The organism is Tabrizicola sp., from assembly GCF_030373185.1.
Lineage (GTDB): Bacteria > Pseudomonadota > Alphaproteobacteria > Rhodobacterales > Rhodobacteraceae > Tabrizicola.
In genome coordinates this window covers 225937-243268 of record NZ_JAUCZH010000007.1, presented here as the reverse complement: position 1 = coordinate 243268, position 17332 = coordinate 225937, and the positions used below count along the sequence as shown (strand labels likewise).

Annotated in this window: 17 protein-coding genes; 11 read left to right on the top strand and 6 right to left on the bottom strand. The window is 65.2% G+C overall.

Annotation, left to right across the window (positions count from 1 at the left end):
* Positions 1 to 7: 7 nt before the first annotated feature.
* The 4 genes from QUV21_RS14550 to cobU form a co-directional block, all read right to left on the bottom strand.
* A complete protein-coding gene (locus QUV21_RS14550) occupies positions 8 to 1525 on the bottom strand; it encodes a YifB family Mg chelatase-like AAA ATPase (RefSeq protein WP_300855902.1) in 1518 nt (505 codons plus the stop codon).
* A gap of 170 nt (positions 1526 to 1695) precedes the next feature.
* Positions 1696 to 2583, bottom strand: a complete 888-nt coding sequence (locus QUV21_RS14545; protein WP_300855901.1) for a glutathione S-transferase — start codon at positions 2581 to 2583, stop codon at positions 1696 to 1698.
* A gap of 75 nt (positions 2584 to 2658) precedes the next feature.
* On the bottom strand, positions 2659 to 3237 hold the full coding sequence (locus tag QUV21_RS14540) for a histidine phosphatase family protein (RefSeq protein WP_300855900.1): 579 nt from the start codon (positions 3235 to 3237) through the stop codon (positions 2659 to 2661).
* Positions 3234 to 3800, bottom strand: a complete 567-nt coding sequence (gene cobU / locus QUV21_RS14535) for a bifunctional adenosylcobinamide kinase/adenosylcobinamide-phosphate guanylyltransferase (protein WP_300855899.1) — start codon at positions 3798 to 3800, stop codon at positions 3234 to 3236. The genes QUV21_RS14540 and cobU overlap by 4 nt, the downstream gene beginning before the upstream one ends.
* A gap of 66 nt (positions 3801 to 3866) precedes the next feature.
* Between cobU and QUV21_RS14530 the strand changes: the two genes are divergently transcribed.
* From QUV21_RS14530 to moeB, 4 genes are all read left to right on the top strand, one after another.
* Complete coding sequence (locus QUV21_RS14530) at positions 3867 to 4745, top strand: RNA polymerase factor sigma-32 (protein WP_300855898.1); 879 nt, start codon at positions 3867 to 3869, stop codon at positions 4743 to 4745.
* A 212-nt stretch (positions 4746 to 4957) separates the two neighbouring features.
* A complete protein-coding gene (gene coaBC, locus QUV21_RS14525) occupies positions 4958 to 6166 on the top strand; it encodes a bifunctional phosphopantothenoylcysteine decarboxylase/phosphopantothenate--cysteine ligase CoaBC (protein WP_300855897.1) in 1209 nt (402 codons plus the stop codon).
* 52 nt (positions 6167 to 6218) lie between these two features.
* A complete protein-coding gene (dut, locus tag QUV21_RS14520) occupies positions 6219 to 6686 on the top strand; it encodes a dUTP diphosphatase (RefSeq protein ID WP_300856078.1) in 468 nt (155 codons plus the stop codon).
* Positions 6687 to 6696: 10 nt separating this feature from the next.
* Positions 6697 to 7752 (top strand): molybdopterin-synthase adenylyltransferase MoeB, encoded by a 1056-nt coding sequence (moeB, locus tag QUV21_RS14515; protein WP_300855896.1) that lies wholly within the window; start codon positions 6697 to 6699, stop codon positions 7750 to 7752.
* Between the two features lie 47 nt (positions 7753 to 7799).
* Here moeB and QUV21_RS14510 read toward each other — a convergent pair whose 3' ends face one another.
* Positions 7800 to 8495 (bottom strand): gamma-glutamylcyclotransferase, encoded by a 696-nt coding sequence (locus QUV21_RS14510; protein ID WP_300855895.1) that lies wholly within the window; start codon positions 8493 to 8495, stop codon positions 7800 to 7802.
* 157 nt (positions 8496 to 8652) lie between these two features.
* On the opposite strand from QUV21_RS14510, the gene QUV21_RS14505 reads away from it, so the two are divergent.
* The 3 genes from QUV21_RS14505 to QUV21_RS14495 all read left to right on the top strand — a co-directional run bounded on the left by QUV21_RS14505 (position 8653) and on the right by QUV21_RS14495 (position 12466).
* The gene (locus tag QUV21_RS14505; RefSeq protein WP_300855894.1) at positions 8653 to 9438 is read left to right on the top strand and encodes a transporter substrate-binding domain-containing protein; all 786 of its coding nucleotides are present in this window, start codon (positions 8653 to 8655) and stop codon (positions 9436 to 9438) included.
* A gap of 38 nt (positions 9439 to 9476) precedes the next feature.
* Positions 9477 to 10274: an amino acid ABC transporter permease gene (locus tag QUV21_RS14500; protein WP_300855892.1), complete on the top strand. Its 798-nt coding sequence runs from the start codon at positions 9477 to 9479 to the stop codon at positions 10272 to 10274.
* A 182-nt stretch (positions 10275 to 10456) separates the two neighbouring features.
* Positions 10457 to 12466 (top strand): M3 family metallopeptidase, encoded by a 2010-nt coding sequence (locus tag QUV21_RS14495; protein WP_300855891.1) that lies wholly within the window; start codon positions 10457 to 10459, stop codon positions 12464 to 12466.
* Between the two features lie 9 nt (positions 12467 to 12475).
* Here QUV21_RS14495 and QUV21_RS14490 read toward each other — a convergent pair whose 3' ends face one another.
* Positions 12476 to 13555 (bottom strand): GlxA family transcriptional regulator, encoded by a 1080-nt coding sequence (locus tag QUV21_RS14490; RefSeq protein ID WP_300855890.1) that lies wholly within the window; start codon positions 13553 to 13555, stop codon positions 12476 to 12478.
* Here QUV21_RS14490 and QUV21_RS14485 point away from each other — a divergent pair.
* From QUV21_RS14485 to QUV21_RS14470, 4 genes are read left to right on the top strand one after another with little or no spacing between them, the layout of a single operon-like run.
* Positions 13554 to 14468 carry a 3-keto-5-aminohexanoate cleavage protein gene (locus tag QUV21_RS14485; protein ID WP_300855889.1) on the top strand — a complete coding sequence of 305 codons (915 nt, stop codon included), beginning with the start codon at positions 13554 to 13556 and terminating at the stop codon, positions 14466 to 14468. The two genes, QUV21_RS14490 and QUV21_RS14485, sit on opposite strands and share 2 nt — an antisense overlap.
* A gap of 1 nt (position 14469) precedes the next feature.
* Positions 14470 to 15093, top strand: a complete 624-nt coding sequence (locus QUV21_RS14480) for an HD domain-containing protein (protein WP_300855888.1) — start codon at positions 14470 to 14472, stop codon at positions 15091 to 15093.
* A gap of 25 nt (positions 15094 to 15118) precedes the next feature.
* The gene (locus QUV21_RS14475; RefSeq protein ID WP_300855887.1) at positions 15119 to 16576 is read left to right on the top strand and encodes a carnitine 3-dehydrogenase; all 1458 of its coding nucleotides are present in this window, start codon (positions 15119 to 15121) and stop codon (positions 16574 to 16576) included.
* Positions 16573 to 17325, top strand: a complete 753-nt coding sequence (locus QUV21_RS14470) for an SDR family oxidoreductase (protein ID WP_300855886.1) — start codon at positions 16573 to 16575, stop codon at positions 17323 to 17325. Before QUV21_RS14475 ends, QUV21_RS14470 begins: the two co-directional genes overlap by 4 nt.
* Positions 17326 to 17332: the final 7 nt, after the last annotated feature.

Here is a 17332-nt window from a genome sequence, read left to right as displayed (position 1 = left end):
GCCGCCCTCAAAGGCCGCCTGTGGCCGAGGACAGCCGGAAGCTGATCGCTTCGGCGATGTGGGGTTTGCGGACCTGATCGCTTCCGTCGAGGTCGGCGATCGTGCGGGCGACCCTGAGGACGCGGTGGTAGCCTCGGGCCGAGAGCCCCATCCGTTCGGCTACGCGAGAGATCAGCGATTTGCCTTCGGCATCGGGGGTGGCGAAGGTTTCAAGCGTGGCGCCTTCCAGGTCTGCGTTCACCCGGGCTTCGGGGTGGTTGGCAAAGCGTCGGGTCTGGACGGCTCGTGCTGTGGCGACCCGGGCGGCGATGGTGGCCGAGGGGTCGCCAGAGGCCGGCAGGTCCAAATCTGCGAAAGCCACGGGGGGAACTTCGACGCGGAGATCGAAGCGGTCCATCAAGGGGCCGGAGATGCGGCCGAGGTAGTCTTCGCCACAGATCGGGGCGCGGCCACAGGCACGCGATGGATCCGAGAGGTAGCCGCATTTGCAGGGGTTGGCGGCGGCGATCAGCAGGAACCGGCAGGGATAGCGGATATGTGCATTGGCGCGGGCCACCATGACGGTTCCCGTCTCTATCGGCTGGCGGAGGGTATCAAGCACGGTGCGGGGAAACTCGGGAAATTCGTCAAGGAAAAGGACGCCGTTGTGGGCAAGACTGATCTCGCCCGGTTTGGCGCCGCGCCCGCCGCCGACGATGGCGGCCATGGAGGCGGTGTGGTGCGGTTCGCGGAACGGACGGTCACGGGAGATGCCGCCTTCGGTGAGGAGGCCCGCGAGGGAATGGATCATCGATGTTTCCAGCGCCTCGACCGCCGAAAGAGGCGGCAGGATGCTGGGCAAGCGGGCGGCGAGCATGGATTTGCCAGACCCCGGTGTGCCGACCATGAACAGGTGATGCCGTCCGGCAGCGGCGATTTCCAATGCGCGCTTGGCGCGTTCCTGACCTTTCACCTCGCAAAAGTCGCGGGGGTTCCGGGTTCGGGTAACCTCACCCGCTTCGGCGGGGATGATCGGGGCGCGGCCGGTATAGTGGTGCAGCACCTCTTCAAGAGAAGCGGCGGCAAGAACCTGAGTCGCGCCGACCCATGCCGCCTCGGCACCGCAGGCCTTTGGGCAAAGAAGCGCGCGGTCCTCAACGGCGGCGGCCATGGCGGCGGGCAGGGCGCCAGCGACTGGGATCAACCGACCGTCAAGCGAAAGTTCGCCCAAGGCGACGATGCGTTCAACCTCGTCGCGGGGAATGATGTCGAGTGCGGCGAGAAGGGCGACGGCGATCGGCAGGTCGAAGTGTGAGCCCTCCTTGGGCAGATCGGCAGGCGACAGGTTCACCGTGATCCGCTTGGCGGGAAGGGCAATCGACAGCGCCTGAAGGGCGGCGCGGACACGTTCTTTTGCCTCGGACACCGCCTTGTCGGGCAGGCCCACAAGGTTGAACGCGGGTGAGCCGGGAGAGAGGGCGCATTGCACCTCGACCAGCCGGGCCTCTACCCCCTCGAAGGCGACGGTATAGGCGCGGGCTGTCATGCAGGATGCCTGCGATGGGGCCAGCGACTGAGCCAGCGACTGAGCCAGCGACTGGGCCAGCGACTGGGCCAGAGACTGGGCCGGGGGGTGTGTTGTCTGATCATTCTGGCCCGCCGCCCCACATTCACATGCCCCACGTTCACATTGGTTAACGGGTAGGGCTGAATGGTTTACGATTGGTAAAGAGCCATGAATTTCGGCCATGCCTCGGGATCGGCGGCGGTCTTGTCGCGGCAAAAGGCATTGCAAAAGCCGAAGCGGCGACCATTCAGGTCCAGGAAATGGGTCACGGGGGCGCCGGAGTACGGGCAAGTGGTATTTTCAGCCTTGGTCCCGTCAATCTTGGTCCCGTCAACCGCGAGGGCGGAAAGCGGGGTGGGGCCGGGCCAGTCGCGCCGGGGGTAGTCGCGGCGGTAGAAATCCTGATCGGGGCCGTCGGCCATGCCCATCGCGCGCCAGCGGCGAAAGCCGGGGTGGGAAAGATGGGCGTTCACATAGGCCATCGCGTCGGGGTTGACCGGCAGGTTGTAACCGGCGATGCGGGCGGCGACGGGGGCGAAGAAAGCATCGGCTGCGCAATAGTCACCGCACAGCCATGGGGTGACAGAGCCGGTGGTCTGCCGCGCCCAGGCCCAGAGGGTTTCAAGTCGGGAAAGGTCGGCAAGCACCGCCTCGGGGGGCTGGCAATCGGTATAGCTGACGCGCAGGTTCATCGGGCAATGGCTGCGCAGCGCGGTGAAACCTGCGTGCATTTCCGCCGCGAGCACGCGCGCCGTGGCGCGGGCGTGGGGGTCTGATGGCCACAGGCCTGCGTCGGGGTGGCGGCTGGCCAGTTCCTCGGCGATGGCGATGGTCTCGGGGACGACCGAGCCTTCGGGGGTGCGCATGGTGGGGGCGGTTCTGGCCGGGAAGTAGCCTTGCAGCAGCTTTGGCAACTCGTCGCTGTAAAGCCGGGCGCGGTGGCAGTTGACCGGGATGCCAAAGGCGTCGAACAAGAGCCAGCCGCGCAGGCTCCAGCTGGAATAGGCGCGGTCGCCGATCACAAGGTCATAGGGCATGGTGTTTCCTTTCCGCTGGCTGCATCTGACCTAGGCAGGGCTGCAAAGGGAAACGCTGAATTGTGCGGGTCTTGATCACGGGCGGTGATTGATCGACAGCGCCTGCCACTGGCCCGCGTCATGGGCAAGGCAGGTGACCGACAGCGGATCGATCGTCTGGGCCAGCACCTGATGGGGCGTCTGTCCGGTTGCGCGGGCAAGCTGGGTCAGGATGATGCCGAAATGCGCCACGATGATCAGGTCCTGGCCATGGTGGCGGGCGACAAGCCGGTCGGTGGCAGTGCTGGCGCGGGCGGCGGCGTCATCCCAGCTTTCCCCATTGGGTGCGCGGTGGGAACCGGGCTGTTCCCAGAACAGGCGGGACAGGTCGGGGTCGGTCGTGGCGATGTCAGACCAATGGCGGCCGTCCCAGTCGCCAAAATGGATTTCGCGCAAGGATGAGTCTGGGGAAAGGCGGCTGCGCCCCTGGGCAAGCACTTCGGCGGTGGCGGTGGCGCGAAGCAGGTCTGACGATGTAACGATCGCCGCCCGTGGCAGGTGGGCGTCAAGGCGGGCAATGGCTGCGGTGTCGGACAGATCAGCCGGCACGTCGCGCCATCCTGTCATGGCCTTTTCATGCGTCGGGCCGTGGCGAACCCACCAGAGCCGGGTCACGTCGGGGCCTTTGGCAGCGGCGGGATGCTGCCCTTCAGCGCCAGCGGCAGGCCCGCGATCACGGTGACGACAAGCGACGCTTCGGCGGCGAGGCGCTGGTTCAGTTGGCCTTGTGCATCGCGGAAACGCCGGACGAGGGCATTGTCGGGAACGATGCCCCAGCCGGTTTCGTTCGAGACGATGACCACAGGCGCGGGACAGGCGGCGAATGCGGTGACGAGGTCTTCGGTTTCAGCCGCAAGGTCGTGGTTGGCCAAGAGATGATTGGTCAACCACAGGGTGGCGCAGTCGATCAACACTACTTCGTCTTTGCTGGCAGAGCCAAGTGCCACGGGCAGGTCGAGTGGGGCTTCGACCGTCACCCAGTCAGCGCCGCGATCCTCTTGGTGCTGGGCAATGCGGGCGCGCATTTCTTCATCCCACGCCTCGGCGGTGGCGATGTAGCGCCGGGGGCGGGTTGTGGAAAAGATCAGCCGCTCGGCGAAGGCGGATTTGCCTGACCGCGCGCCGCCGACGACAAGCGTAAGTTGTGGCAATTCGGTGCGGTGAAGTGATCCGGACATGCTCAGGCCTCGTATTATGGGAAAGGGCAGGCAAAAGCGCTGCAGTTAACCGATCTGGAGGTCATCATGGCATTTGACGGATATACTGACCAGACGATGTCGCGCAAAGCGATGAAAGCTGAATTGCTGGACGCAGAAACCGAATTGCGGCTGGCCTATGCGTGGCGTGACCAGCGCGACGAACAGGCGCTGCACCGGCTGATCACCGCCTATATGCGGCTGGCGATCAGCATGGCGTCAAAGTTCCGTCGCTACGGCGCGCCGATGAATGACCTTATTCAAGAGGCCTCTCTGGGCCTGATGAAGGCCGCTGACAAGTTCGATCCGGATCGTGGCGTGCGCTTCTCGACCTATGCGGTCTGGTGGATCAAGGCGTCGATTCAGGATTACGTCATGCGCAACTGGTCGATGGTGCGGACCGGGTCCACCTCCAGCCAGAAGGCGCTGTTTTTCAACCTGCGCCGGGTTCAGGCCAAGCTGGAGCGTGAGGCGTCGCAGCGCGGCGAAACGCTGGATCAGCACCAGCTGCGCCAGATGGTCGCGGCAGAGGTTGGTGTGCCGCTGCACGATGTCGAGATGATGGAAGGGCGGCTTTCGGGGTCCGACTATTCACTGAACGCCACGCAGTCTTCGGATGAGGACGGGCGCGAATGGATTGATGCGCTGGAAGATGACGGCGTGCAGGCCGCCGAAGCGGTGGAAGGCGAACATGACACCGGACGGCTGCGCGGCTGGCTGGTCAATGCGATGCAGTCGCTGAACGCGCGCGAACGCTACATCGTGGCCGAGCGCAAGCTGAAGGAAGAGGGCCGGACCCTGGAATCGCTGGGCGAGGAGTTGGGGCTTTCCAAGGAGCGGGTGCGTCAGCTGGAAGCTGCGGCCTTTGCCAAGATGCGCAAGAGCCTTGAGGGCCAGTCGCGCGAAGTGCGTCACTTTCTGGTGTAGGCTTTCTTTGCCAGTGGAGATCCAGCAGAGCGGGCGCCAAGGGGCGCCCGCAAGTTTTTTTCGGTCGCCTGCGCGCGGGCGCGCTTCGGCTTCGGTGCCTTGGGCGGGGATATCTGGCGAAGGGAAGGCCGGGGGTCGCGCAGGCAGGGCGGGTGTTGAGTTTGCGTCACTTGGCCCCTACACCTTGAATTCACACCAAGGGGGGCCGGACCATGCTGTCAGGCAAGCGTATTCTTCTGATCATCGGCGGCGGGATCGCGGCCTACAAGGCGCTGGAGCTGATCCGGCTGGTTCAGAAGGCCGGTGGGTCGGTCGTGCCGGTGCTGACCCGTGCGGGATCGCAGTTCGTGACACCCCTGAGCGTGGGCGCATTGGCGGGGGCGAAGGTCTATCAAGACCTGTTCGATCTGACCGATGAGGCCGAGATGGGCCATATCCAGCTGAGCCGAGCCGCCGATCTGGTGGTGGTGGCCCCGGCGACGGCGGACCTTCTGGCCAAGATGGCGGGGGGGCGGGCGGATGATCTGGCCTCGACCCTGCTTCTGGCGACGGACAAGCGGACGCTGGTGGCCCCGGCGATGAATGTGCGGATGTGGGATCATCCGGCGACGCGGCGCAACCTGGCGGCTCTGCGAGGTGACGGCGTGCTGGTGGTCGGCCCGGATGAGGGTGAGATGGCCTGCGGCGAATTCGGGCCGGGGCGGATGGCGGAACCGCCCGCGATTGTCGCGGCGATCGGTGCGGCGCTGGGGCCGGGTGACGGAAGTGGACCTTTGGCGGGGCGGCATGTGCTTGTCACCTCGGGTCCGACGCATGAACCGATTGATCCGGTGCGCTATATCGCCAACCGATCCTCGGGCGCGCAGGGGGCGGCGATTGGTGCGGCGCTGCGCGATCTGGGCGCGCGGGTGACCTTTGTGACCGGACCTGCCGCCGTGCCGGCCCCGTCAGGGGTGACGGTGGTGGCGGTCGAGACCGCAGCGGAAATGGCTGCGGCGGTGGCGGCGGCCTTGCCGGCGGATGCGGCGGTGATGGCGGCGGCGGTGGCGGATTGGCGGGTGGCCAATGCGGCGGGCGAGAAGCTGAAGAAGGGTGCGGCGGGCATCGGCCCCGCGCTGGAGTTTGCCGAGAACCCGGACATTCTGGCGCAGCTGTCGCAAAGCGCGCAGCGCCCGCGGCTGGTGGTGGGGTTTGCGGCGGAAACGACCGATGTGGTGGCCCATGCTACCGCCAAGCGAGCGCGCAAGGGCTGTGACTGGATCGTCGCGAATGACGTGTCGCCCGGCACCGGCATCATGGGCGGCGCCGAAAACGCGGTCACCCTGATCACCGGGGCGGGGGCCGAGACATGGCCCCGGATGGGCAAGGACGCTGTGGCGCGGCAGTTGGCTTTGCGAATTGCCGACGCCTTGGCGGGTTGAGGCGGTGGAAGCCTCCGGCGGGGATATTTGGAGACAGATGAATGGACATCCGATGCGGCCTCTGGTGAGTGTGGTTTGGGAAAGCTGGGCCGACCGGTCGCTGCCGTTGCCCGCCTATCAGACGGCAGGGGCGGCGGGGGCGGACCTCTGTGCGAACTTTCCGCCCGAGGCGCGGGAAAGTGGGCTGGTGCTGGCGCCGATGGGGCGGGCGATCTGTCCCACCGGGATCAGGGTGGCAATCCCGGTCGGGTATGAGATGCAGGTTCGGCCCCGGTCGGGGCTGGCGTCAAAGCATGGGATCACCCTGCCGAACACCCCCGGCACCATCGACAGCGATTACCGCGGGCCGCTGGGTGTATCGCTGATCAATCTGGGGCCTGAGCCGTATACGATCCGGCATGGCGACCGGGTGGCGCAGGTTGTGGTGGCACCCGTGGTGCAGGCGGGTTTTGCGGTGGTCGAGGCGCTGGACGAAACCGCGCGGGGGACGGGGGGCTTTGGCTCTACCGGACGGGCGTGAGGGCGCGGGCATGATCGGGCTTCTGGGCTTTGTTGGCCTGTGGGCGTTGGGCCGCTGGCGCGGCTGGGGCGACAGGTGGTTCGTGCTTGCGGTGGGCTGGTGGGTGATCCTGATGGTCGCGCATATGCCGATGCAGGTGGAAAACCCATTGGCCCGGGTGGTTGGCGGGGATTTCGGCGGCTGGCTGGTCTTTGGTCTGTTGGCCGCGCTGGGCCTTGGGTATCGCAGCCTGTTGCGGGCAGTGCGGCGCCGGAAAGCGGCGGACCCGGTGGCAGCTGCCCCGGTCGCCGGCACCTTCCGCGAGGCGGAACTGGAGCGTTACGCCCGCCATATCCTTCTGCGCGAGATCGGTGGGGCGGGGCAGAAGCGGTTGAAGGCGGCGAAGGTACTGGTTGTTGGGGCGGGGGGCCTTGGGTCGCCGGCGCTGTTGTATCTGGCAGCAGCCGGGGTCGGGACGATCGGGGTGATTGATGCCGATGTGGTCGAAGGGTCGAACCTGCAACGGCAGGTGATCCATGCCGATCAGCGGATCGGGATGCCCAAGGTCTTTTCCGCCGAAATCGCGATGCGGGCGCTTAATCCGTTCATCGAGGTGCGCCCCTATCATCGCAAACTGTCGGAAGAAAACGCCGCCGCGCTGGCGGCGGAATATGATCTGGTGCTGGATGGAACGGATGATTTCGACACCCGCTATCTGGTCAACCGGGTTTGCGTGGCAGCCGGGGTGCCGCTGATCTCGGGCGCGCTGACGCAGTGGGAGGGGCAGGTGAGCCTTTTCGATCCGGCGAAGGGTGGGCCTTGCTATGCTTGCGTCTTTCCGGTGCGGCCTGCGGCGGAGCTGGTGCCGAGTTGTGCTGAGGCGGGGGTGGCGGCCCCCTTGCCGGGGGTCATCGGGGCGACGATGGCGATGGAGGCGGTGAAGCACCTGACAGGGGCAGGCGAAACCCTCATGGGGCGGCTGTTGATCCATGACGCGCTTTATGCCGAGACCCGGGTGATCGGGGTGAAGCGCCGGGAAGATTGTGCGATTTGTGCCGGCAAGCGGGCGGGGGCAGCAGCGGGCTGAGCCGTCGCGCAGCCGATCGAAGCGCGGCATCGCAAACGCATGGGCCGCTATTGCAGCGCATCGATTTGCGCCGCGACAAGACGCTGCAAGGTCCACAAGGTGCGGTCGTGGATGCCGCGCGCTTCAAGGTGGGTCACGGTGTTCAGCAGGTATTCCGCCCCGCTGCCCCAATGCCCGCAGGCGCGTGACAGCATTTTTGCCTGATCGCCCGGGGACATCCGGCCGGTATAGGCGGGTGAGGCGCGGTTCATCGCAAAGGCAAGTGCGGTTGCCGGGCCTTGCGGGGTGCCGACGGTGATCCACTGGGGCATCGAATTTATCGGCTTGACCGTGAATTCACGCCGGAAAAGCCGGTCAAGCGTCGGGGCAAGTGCGCCATTTGGCAGGTCGTAAAGAACACCCCTGCAACTGCCGCCCCGATCAAGCGCCATCATCAGGCCGGGGCAGTCTGGCGTGGCGCGAAAGCGGATCATCCGGAGGCAGAAGCTTCGGTGCCAGCCATGGGCAATGGCGGGCGTCTCGGCGGTATGGTCGATCTCGGGCTTCCAGATCAGTGAGCCATAGGCGAAAAGGCGCAGCGGGCCGGGCGGCGCATCTTGCGACATGCGGGAAACCCAATCGGCATAGTCGGCGTCGTTGTGCAAGTCCATCCCCGGCGGCGGGCCAGTGTCTGGCACATCTCGGTGAACGCGGGCGATATGGGCTGCCGAAAGTGACATGGCGCGGGGCGTGGGATGGGACATTGGGCAGGCCCTCCTGGCCAGAGGGTCGGTCATCCGGCTGGTGCGGTCAAGGGACTTGGCACAGGGCGGTCTTGGTACAAGGTCGACCGGGCATCTTGTGCTTAGGTCGGGCGCGCGGCATGGTTGCGCAAAACAATCATCATGGGGAGCCTGACTTATGAAACTGACCGCTGCCGCCCTTTTGGGCCTTGGCCTGCTTGCCGCACCTGCCTTCGCCCAGAGCTTGCCTGATCTGGCCGGGCGCGAGGTGGTTGTGGTGACCGAAAATGCCTATCCACCGCTTCAGTTCCTTGATGCCTCGGGCGCGGCTGTGGGCTGGGAATATGACGCGATGGCTGAAATCGCCAATCGGCTGAACATTGCGGTGAAATATGAGAACATCTCCTGGGATGCGATGATCCCGGCGGTGTCGGAAGGCCAGTTCGATCTGGGGATGACCGGGATCACCATCCGCGATGACCGCAGGGAGCAGGTGGATTTTTCTGACAGCTACATGACCAGCGAAATGGTGATGATGGTGCGCGGCGATGAGGAACGCTTCAGCGATGCCGTCAGCTTTGCCGCAGATGCCGATCTGTTGATGGCGGCGCAGCCGGGGACCACTCCGTTCTATGTTGGCGTCTATGATGTGCTGGATGGCAATGAGGCCAACCCGCGGATCAAGCTGTTCGAGACCTTCGGCGCAACGGTCGAGGCGCTGAAATCCGGTGACGTCGATCTGGTGCTGACCGATGGGACGGCAGGGGCGGGCTATGTCGAAGCCAGCGCCGGTGGTCTGAAGATCGTGGGCGAAAAGCTGGGGACCGAGGATTTCGGCTTCATCTTCCCCAAGGGCAGCGACCTTGTGGCACCGATGAATGCCGCGATTGCCGCGATGCGTGCGGACGGCACGATCGATGCGCTGAACACCAAATGGTTCCTTGACTACAAGATGGGCGAGTAAGGCCAGATGGCCCGGGCGGTGACGTCCGGGCCTTGTCGATGACCCCGAACCCCGAACCCGACAAGGACTTTCCATGGTGGCTGGTGATCGTGACGGTCACCGGCCTTTGGCTGTTTTATGAGGTCTGGGCGAGCGACGTCTATTCCGCTGCACTGAACACGCTGTCCAAGGGTATCTGGATCACGGTTCTGGTGACGCTGGTGGCCTATTTCGGGGCCTGCCTGATCGGCCTTGGGCTGGCGCTGGCGGGGATGTCGCGCTTCATCGTACTGCGGCAGGCGGCCCGGCTTTATATCGAGGTGATGCGGGGCATCCCGATCATCGTCTTGCTGCTTTATGTGGCTTTCGTGGTGGCGCCGGGGCTGGTGGCCGGGTGGAACTGGCTGGCGGTGCCTTTGGGCCTTGATGAGGTGCGGGGGCGGGATTTTCCGCTTTTGTGGCGCGCGGTGATTGCGCTGATGCTGGCCTATTCGGCCTTTCTGGCCGAAATCTTCCGCGCCGGTTTGCAGGCCGTGGACAAGGGCCAGATCGAGGCGGCCAAGGCCTTGGGCCTGAACGGCTGGCAGCGTTTCCGCCATATCGTCTTTCCGCAGGCGTTCCGGATGGTGCTGCCACCCCTTGGCAATGATTTCGTGGCGATGGTGAAGGATTCGTCATTGGTCAGCGTGCTGGGGGTGACGGACATCACCCAACTGGCCAAGGTCACGGCGGCGGGAAATTTTCGATATTTCGAAACCTATAACGTGGCGGCGCTGATCTATCTGACGATGACGATCGGCCTCAGTCTGGTGTTGCGGCGGCTGGAGGCGCGGTTGCGCGGGCGGGACCGGCGGTAAGCATATTGAGCGCGTTCCGCGCATTCCTCTTTCTTGCCTCCGCGCGCAAGCGCGCAACCGGCTTCGACGTCGGGGGCGCTTCGCCCCCCAATCCCCCAGAGAGTATTTCCAAAAAAGAGCAAGGGCGAAGGGTGGACCTTGGAGGTGGGCGCGCCTAGGTTTTCGGGCAAAGGAGAGTTGCCATGAATGTTCTGCTTCAGGCTTGGGAAACGCCGTTCGGCTTGCCGCCCTTTGCGCAAGTGCGGGATGAGGATTTCGGACCGGCGTTCGATGAGGCCCTTGGGCGGGCGCGGGCGAACATCCGGGCGATTGCCGAGGGGCCGGGGAGATCATTCTCCGAGGTGATCGAAGCGCTGGAACTGGCGGAAGGGGATCTGGATCGGGTGGCGGGGTTGTTTTACAACCTTGCCGGGGCCGACAGCACCGAGGCTCGAGAAGCGTTGATGCGGGATCTTGCGCCGAAGATGAGTGCGTTTTCCAGTGAAGTGACCAACAACAAGGCATTGTGGGGCAAGGTCGAGGCGCTTTGGCAGGGGCGTGAGGGGTTGGGGCTGACGGGTGAGCAGATGCGGGTGCTGACGCTTTACCGGCAGATGTTCGTCCGGTCTGGCGCGGCGCTGGAGGGGGCGGCGGCGGAGCGGTTGACGGCGGTGAAATCCCGGCTGGCGGTCTTGGGGACGGCGTTCGGGCAGAACCTTCTGGCGGACGAGCGCAGTTGGTTCATGGAACTGGCCGAGGCCGATCTGGCCGCGCTGCCGGGCTTTGTGCAGGACGCCGCCCGGGCGGCGGGGGCAGAGCTCGGGCTTGGTGCGGTGGTGACGTTGAACCGCAGCCTGATCGTGCCGTTCCTGCAGTTTTCACCGGATCGTGCGCTTCGGCAGAAGGCCTATGAGGCTTGGGTGGCGCGTGGGGCCAATGGGGGCGAGACGGACAACCGGGCTGTGGCGGCGGAGATTCTGGCGCTGCGGGCGGAGCGGGCGGGGCTTTTGGGCTATGCTGATTTCGCGGCCTTCAAGCTTGAGCCGGAGATGGCAAAGACGCCGGGCGCAGTGCGCGATCTGTTGATGCGGGTCTGGGAGCCCGCCAAGCGCAAGGCCGAGGCTGATGCGGCGGTGCTGGAGGCGATGATGGTGGCCGATGGGTTTCCCGCACAGCTGGAAGCATGGGACTGGCGCTATTACAGCGAGAAGCGCCGCAAGGCCGAGCATGATCTGGATGAGGCGGCGCTGAAGCCTTACCTGTCACTGGACGCAATGCTGGGGGCGCAGTTTGACTGTGCCAACCGATTGTTCGGGCTGGAGTTCCGCGAGATCGAGCGCCCGTTCTATCACCCGGATGTGCGGGGGTGGGAGGTTACCCGGGCGGGTAATCATGTGGCGGTGTTTCTGGGTGATTACTTCGCGCGGGCGTCCAAGCGGTCGGGCGCCTGGTGTTCGGCGATGCGGTCGCAGCGCAAGTTGGGCGGTGATGTACGGCCGATCGTGGTGAACGTCTGCAACTTTGCCAAGGGCGACCCGGCGCTTTTGTCCTATGACGACGCGCGGACGCTGTTTCACGAGTTCGGCCATGCGCTGCACCAGATGTTGTCGGATGTGACCTATGGCTTCATTTCCGGCACCTCGGTGGCGCGGGATTTCGTGGAACTGCCGAGCCAATTGTATGAGCATTGGCTGGAGGTGCCAGCCGTGCTCGAGGCGCACGCGCGGCATCATGAGACAGGCGAGCCGATGCCCGGTGACATGCTGGAGCGGCTGCTGGCGGCCGGAACCTATGATCAGGGCTTTGCGACGATGGAGTTTGTAAGCTCGGCGCTGGTGGATCTGGAGTTTCACACCGGGGCGGCACCTGCGGACCCGATGCAGAAGCAGGCCGAGGTGCTGGAGGCCTTGGGCATGCCGCGCGCCATCCGGATGCGCCACGCCACGCCGCATTTCGCGCATGTCTTCAGCGGCGACGGCTATTCGGCCGGCTACTACAGCTACATGTGGTCGGAGGTGATGGACGCCGATGCCTTTGCCGCATTCGAGGAGACATGCGATCCGTTTGATCCGGAGGTGGCGGCGCGGTTGGAGCGGTTCATCCTGTCGGCGGGCGGGTCGGAAGACCCCGAAGCGCTTTACCTGCAATTCCGGGGCCGGATGCCGGGGGTAGAGGCATTGCTGAAAGGCCGGGGCTTGCTGGACGCGGCGTAAGGGGGGGTTTCACACCCCCGCACCCCCGTGGGATATTTGGGCAGAGAGGAAGCCTGCTGGTCGAAGTGATCCCGGGGGCTGGCCAAACCTTGCCCGGAAGGCGCGGGACAGGGTCGCCGGGCTTGAAAAGCCTGTGCGGAGCGCGATTTCGGACAGGGGGTGTCTGGTGTCGGTCAGCATGCGGCGGGCGGCGGCGAGGCGCAGGCCAAGGGCGTAGGCGCCGGGTGTGAGGCCGAGGTTCTGCCGGAACAGGGTTTCAAGGCGGCGGGGGGACAGGCCGAGGCTTGCCGCGATGATCGGGATAGGTGCGGGGGCGTCCAATGCTGCCTCCATCTGCGCCACGGCGCGGGCGACCCGGGGGTCAAGGGCGGGGTCCTGTCTTGTTGGGGCGATCTGAGGCTCGGTTCCCTTGCGGACGGTTGCAAGAAAGCTGGCGGCGACCTGGCGGGCCAGCGCCGCCCCATGGCGGGCGTGGATCAGGTGCAGCATGAAATCCGATGCGGCCGCGGCACCGCCGATGGTGGCGCGGTTGCGGTCGATCACGTAGCGGTCGGGAACCACGTCGATTTCGGGATGGGCGGCGGCGAGATCTTCGAGGTCTTCCCAATGCACGGTGGCACGGTGGCCGTCCAGCAGCCCTGCGCGCGCCATGACCCAGGGGGCGGCGTCGACACCTCCTACCAGCTGAAAGCGCGGGGCGATGCGTCGCAGGTCGCGGATCAGGGGGCGGGTGGCGACCTCGGCCAGCCGATAGCCCGCAATGACGACAAGAGCGTCGGCTCCGCTGGCGTCTGCGAGATTTCCGGAGGAGGGGAGTTCGATACCGCAGGTCAGCGGTACGGGTTGGCCATCGGGTGTGACGACGCGCCAGCGGTAGGCTTCATGCCCAAGATGGCGGTTGGCGTTGCGAAGGGGATCGAGTGCCGACGCGACCTCAAGGATCGAGGCTTGTGGAAGAACGAAAAGAGCGATCGTCAGGGGACTGGTCGCGCGAGTGAAGATTGCGTTTTGCGTCATGAAGATTTCGTAAAGTGCAAAGCGTGGGCGCGCAAGCGGGCTATGCTGGGTCTCAACAAGGGAGGGTGCCATGCCGCTGACCATGAACCGCGAAGTCTTCATCACCTGTGCCGTGACCGGATCGGGCGGCACGCAGGACCGCAGCTCGCATGTGCCTCGGTCGCCAAAGCAGATCGCAGATAGCGCCATCGCGGCCGCCAAGGCGGGGGCGGCTGTGGTGCATTGCCATGTGCGCGACCCCGAGACGGGCAAGCCCTCTCGTCGCCTGGAATATTACCGCGAGGTGACCGAGCGCATCCGCGACAGCGATACAGACGTGGTGCTGAACCTGACCGCTGGCATGGGCGGCGACATCTACTTTGAAGGCACCGAGGACATGGGGCGCATTGGCCCGCGGTCCGATATGGCGGGGGCCGAAGAGCGGGTTGCACATGTGGTGGAATGCCGGCCGGAGATCTGCACGCTCGACTGCGGCACGATGAACTTCAACGAGGCCGATTATGTGATGGTCAACACGCCGGGCATGCTGCGCGACATGGCCAGGCGGATGACGGCGGCGGGGGTGCGGATCGAGATCGAGGCGTTCGACACCGGGCATCTGTGGCTTGCCAAGGAACTGGTGCGTGAGGGTGTGATCCCCGACCCGGTGCTGGTGCAACTGTGTATGGGCGTGCCGTGGGGCGCGCCGGATGATCTGAACACCTACATGGCGATGGTCAACAACGTGCCGCAGGGCTGGCACTGGTCGGCATTCGGCCTTGGACGGAACCAGATGGCTTATGTGGCGGCGGCGGTGCTGGGTGGTGGCAATGTGCGCGTCGGGCTGGAAGACAACCTCTGGCTGGACAAGGGCGTTCTGGCAACCAACGCGCAACTGGTGGAGCGGGCCTGCACCATCGTGGAAAGCATGGGCGCACGGGTGATCACCCCGGCGGAAGTGCGCGCCCGGCTGAAGCTGGAAAAGCGCGCGCCGGTGGGGTGCTGACATGGACAAGGTCAAATTCACCGCGATGAAGGAAGGCGATGCGAGCGATTACGCAATGCTGGATGTGCATGAGCGGGAGTATGCGGCGGGGACGGCGGATCGTTTGTTGGGCGCCTTGGTGGCGCTGGATGAAAGCCTGTCGGGTTATCAGGTGACGCGGCTGGGTCATTCGTTGCAGGCGGCGACGCGGGCCTGGCGGGCGGGGGCGGATACAGACTGGGTGGTGGCTGCATTGCTGCATGACATCGGCGACATCTTCGCGCCCTACAATCACGATGAATACGCCGCAGCGATCCTGAAGCCCTTCGTGCGCGAGCAGGTCACATGGGTGGTGGAAAAGCACGGTGATTTCCAGCGGCTGTATTATGCGCACCACACTGGCGGCAATCGCCATGCGCGGGACCGTTTCAAGGGTCACGCCTATTTCGACGACTGCGATGCCTTCTGCGAGCAGTGGGACCAGTCGAGTTTCGATCCGGCATATCCGACGATGCAGGTCGAGGATTTCGCGGACCTTGTGCGCGAGGTGTTTGCGCGCAAGGCCTATGACCCTGCGGTGATCCGGGCGGGTGAGCGCGTCCCGTTGACCGATGCTACCCTTGCAACGGCGCGGGCGGCACAATGAAAAGCAAGACGTGAGGGGAAGCGTGATGGCGCGCAAGGCGGCAATCATTGGCGGTGGGGTGATCGGCGGCGGCTGGACCGCTCGGTTCTTGCTGAACGGCTGGGACGTGGCGGTGTTCGATCCCGACCCCGAGGCGGAGCGCAAGATAAATGAAGTTCTTGCCAATGCCCGGGCCGCCCTTCCGGCACTGTCGGACGTGCCGATGCCCGCAGAGGGACGGCTGAGTTTTGCCGGCACAATGGCCGAGGCGGTCGAGGGGGCGGAGTATGTCCAGGAAAGTGTCTCGGAACGGATCGAGCTGAAGCACAAGGTCTATGCCCAGTTGCAGCAATCGAACCCCGGGGTGCTGATCGGGTCCTCGACCAGCGGCTTCAAGGCGTCGGACCTGCAGAAATCCAGCTCGGCACCTGAAAACATCATCGTCGCCCATCCGTTCAACCCGGTCTATCTGCTGCCCCTGTCCGAGATTTCCGGCAGCCCGGCGAACCCGCCCGAGGTGGTCGAGCGGACGGTGCAGATCATGAAGGACATCGGGATGTTCCCGCTGGTTCTGCGCAAGGAGATCGACGCCTTCATCGGCAACCGTTTCCTAGAGGCGGTCTGGCGCGAGGCCCTGTGGATGCTGGTCGATGGCGTCGCCACGACCGAAGAGATCGACGACGCGATCCGCATGGGCTTTGGCCTGCGCTGGGGCCAGATGGGCCTTTTCGAGACCTACCGCGTGGCGGGTGGCGAGGCCGGGATGCGGCATTTCATGGCGCAGTTCGGACCGGCGCTGAAATGGCCATGGACCAAATTGATGGATGTACCGGAATTCAACGACGCGTTGGTGGATCTGGTGGCGGACCAGTCGGACGCGCAGTCGGGGCATCACACCATCCGCGAATTGGAGCGGATCCGGGACCAGAACCTTGTGGGGTTCCTGCGGTCCCTGAAGGACCGCAATTGGGGCGCGGGCAAGGTGTTGCGGGACCATGACGAGCGGCGCCGAGAGGCTTTCCACGCAGGCGAGTTGACCGGAACGCCTCTGAAGATGGCAGAGTTGCAGGTGCTGCCCTCATGGATCGACTACAACGGCCACATGACCGAAAGCCGCTATCTGTTCTGCGCCTCGGAAGTCGCGGATGCCTTCTTGCGGTTGATCGGGGCGGACATGGACTATGTCGCGGGCGGCCACAGCTACTACACGGCGGAAACCCATATCCTGCACCGGGGCGAGGCAAAGCTGGGCGACCGTCTGACCGGGGCGCTGCAGGTCATTCATGCCGACGACAAGCGACTGCACCACTTTATCACTCTGTCCCGTGGCGACGAGGTCGTCGCGACGATCGAGCAGATGTGCCTGCACGTCGACATGAAAGCCGGCAAGACCTGCGCGGCGGCGCCTGAGGTGCTGGCACGGTTGATGCCAATTGCGACGGCGCACGCCGTTCTGGCGCGGCCAGATGGTGTCGGGCGGGCGATTGGTGCGCGGCGGGCATGAGGCGGGTTCTGATCACGGCAGGCGCGGGCGGGATTGGCCTTGTCATGGCGCAGGCCTTTGCCGCGTCGGGGGACCGCGTCTGGGTGACTGACGTCGACGAAGGGTTGATCGCTGTGTTGCCGGCGGGCATTCGCGGCTCGGTCGTCGATGCGGCATCGGAACCGGGGATGGAGACGCTGTTCGCCGAAGTCGCGCAGGATTGGGGCGGGCTTGACGTCGCCATTGCGAATGCTGGGATCAAGGGGCCGACGGAGGCGATCGAGGACATGCCGCTGGAAGCCTGGCGCCAGTGCCTGGGGGTGAACCTTGACGGCGCGATGCTGCTGGCGCGGGGTGCTGCCCGGCTGATGAAACCGGCGCGGGCGGGGGTGATCACCTTCATCTCCTCGACCAGCGGCCTTTACGGCACGCCGTTCCGCGCGCCTTACGTGGCGGCGAAATGGGGGGTGATCGGGCTGATGAAGACGGTCGCGATGGAACTGGGGCCGCATGGCATCCGGGCGAACGCGATCTGCCCCGGGTCGGTCAATGGCCCCAGAATCGACCGGGTGATCGAAGTGGAAGCGGCAGCCAAGGGGATGTCGCCCGATGATGTGCGGCGGGGCTATGCCTCTGGCACCGCGATGAAGCGGCTTACGGATGCTGAGGACGTTGCCGACATGGCCGTCTTCCTCGCATCCGCAGCCGCAAGGATGGTCTCTGGCCAGGCGCTGGCTGTGGACGGCATGACCTACAACGTTGACCCGTGAGGATGCG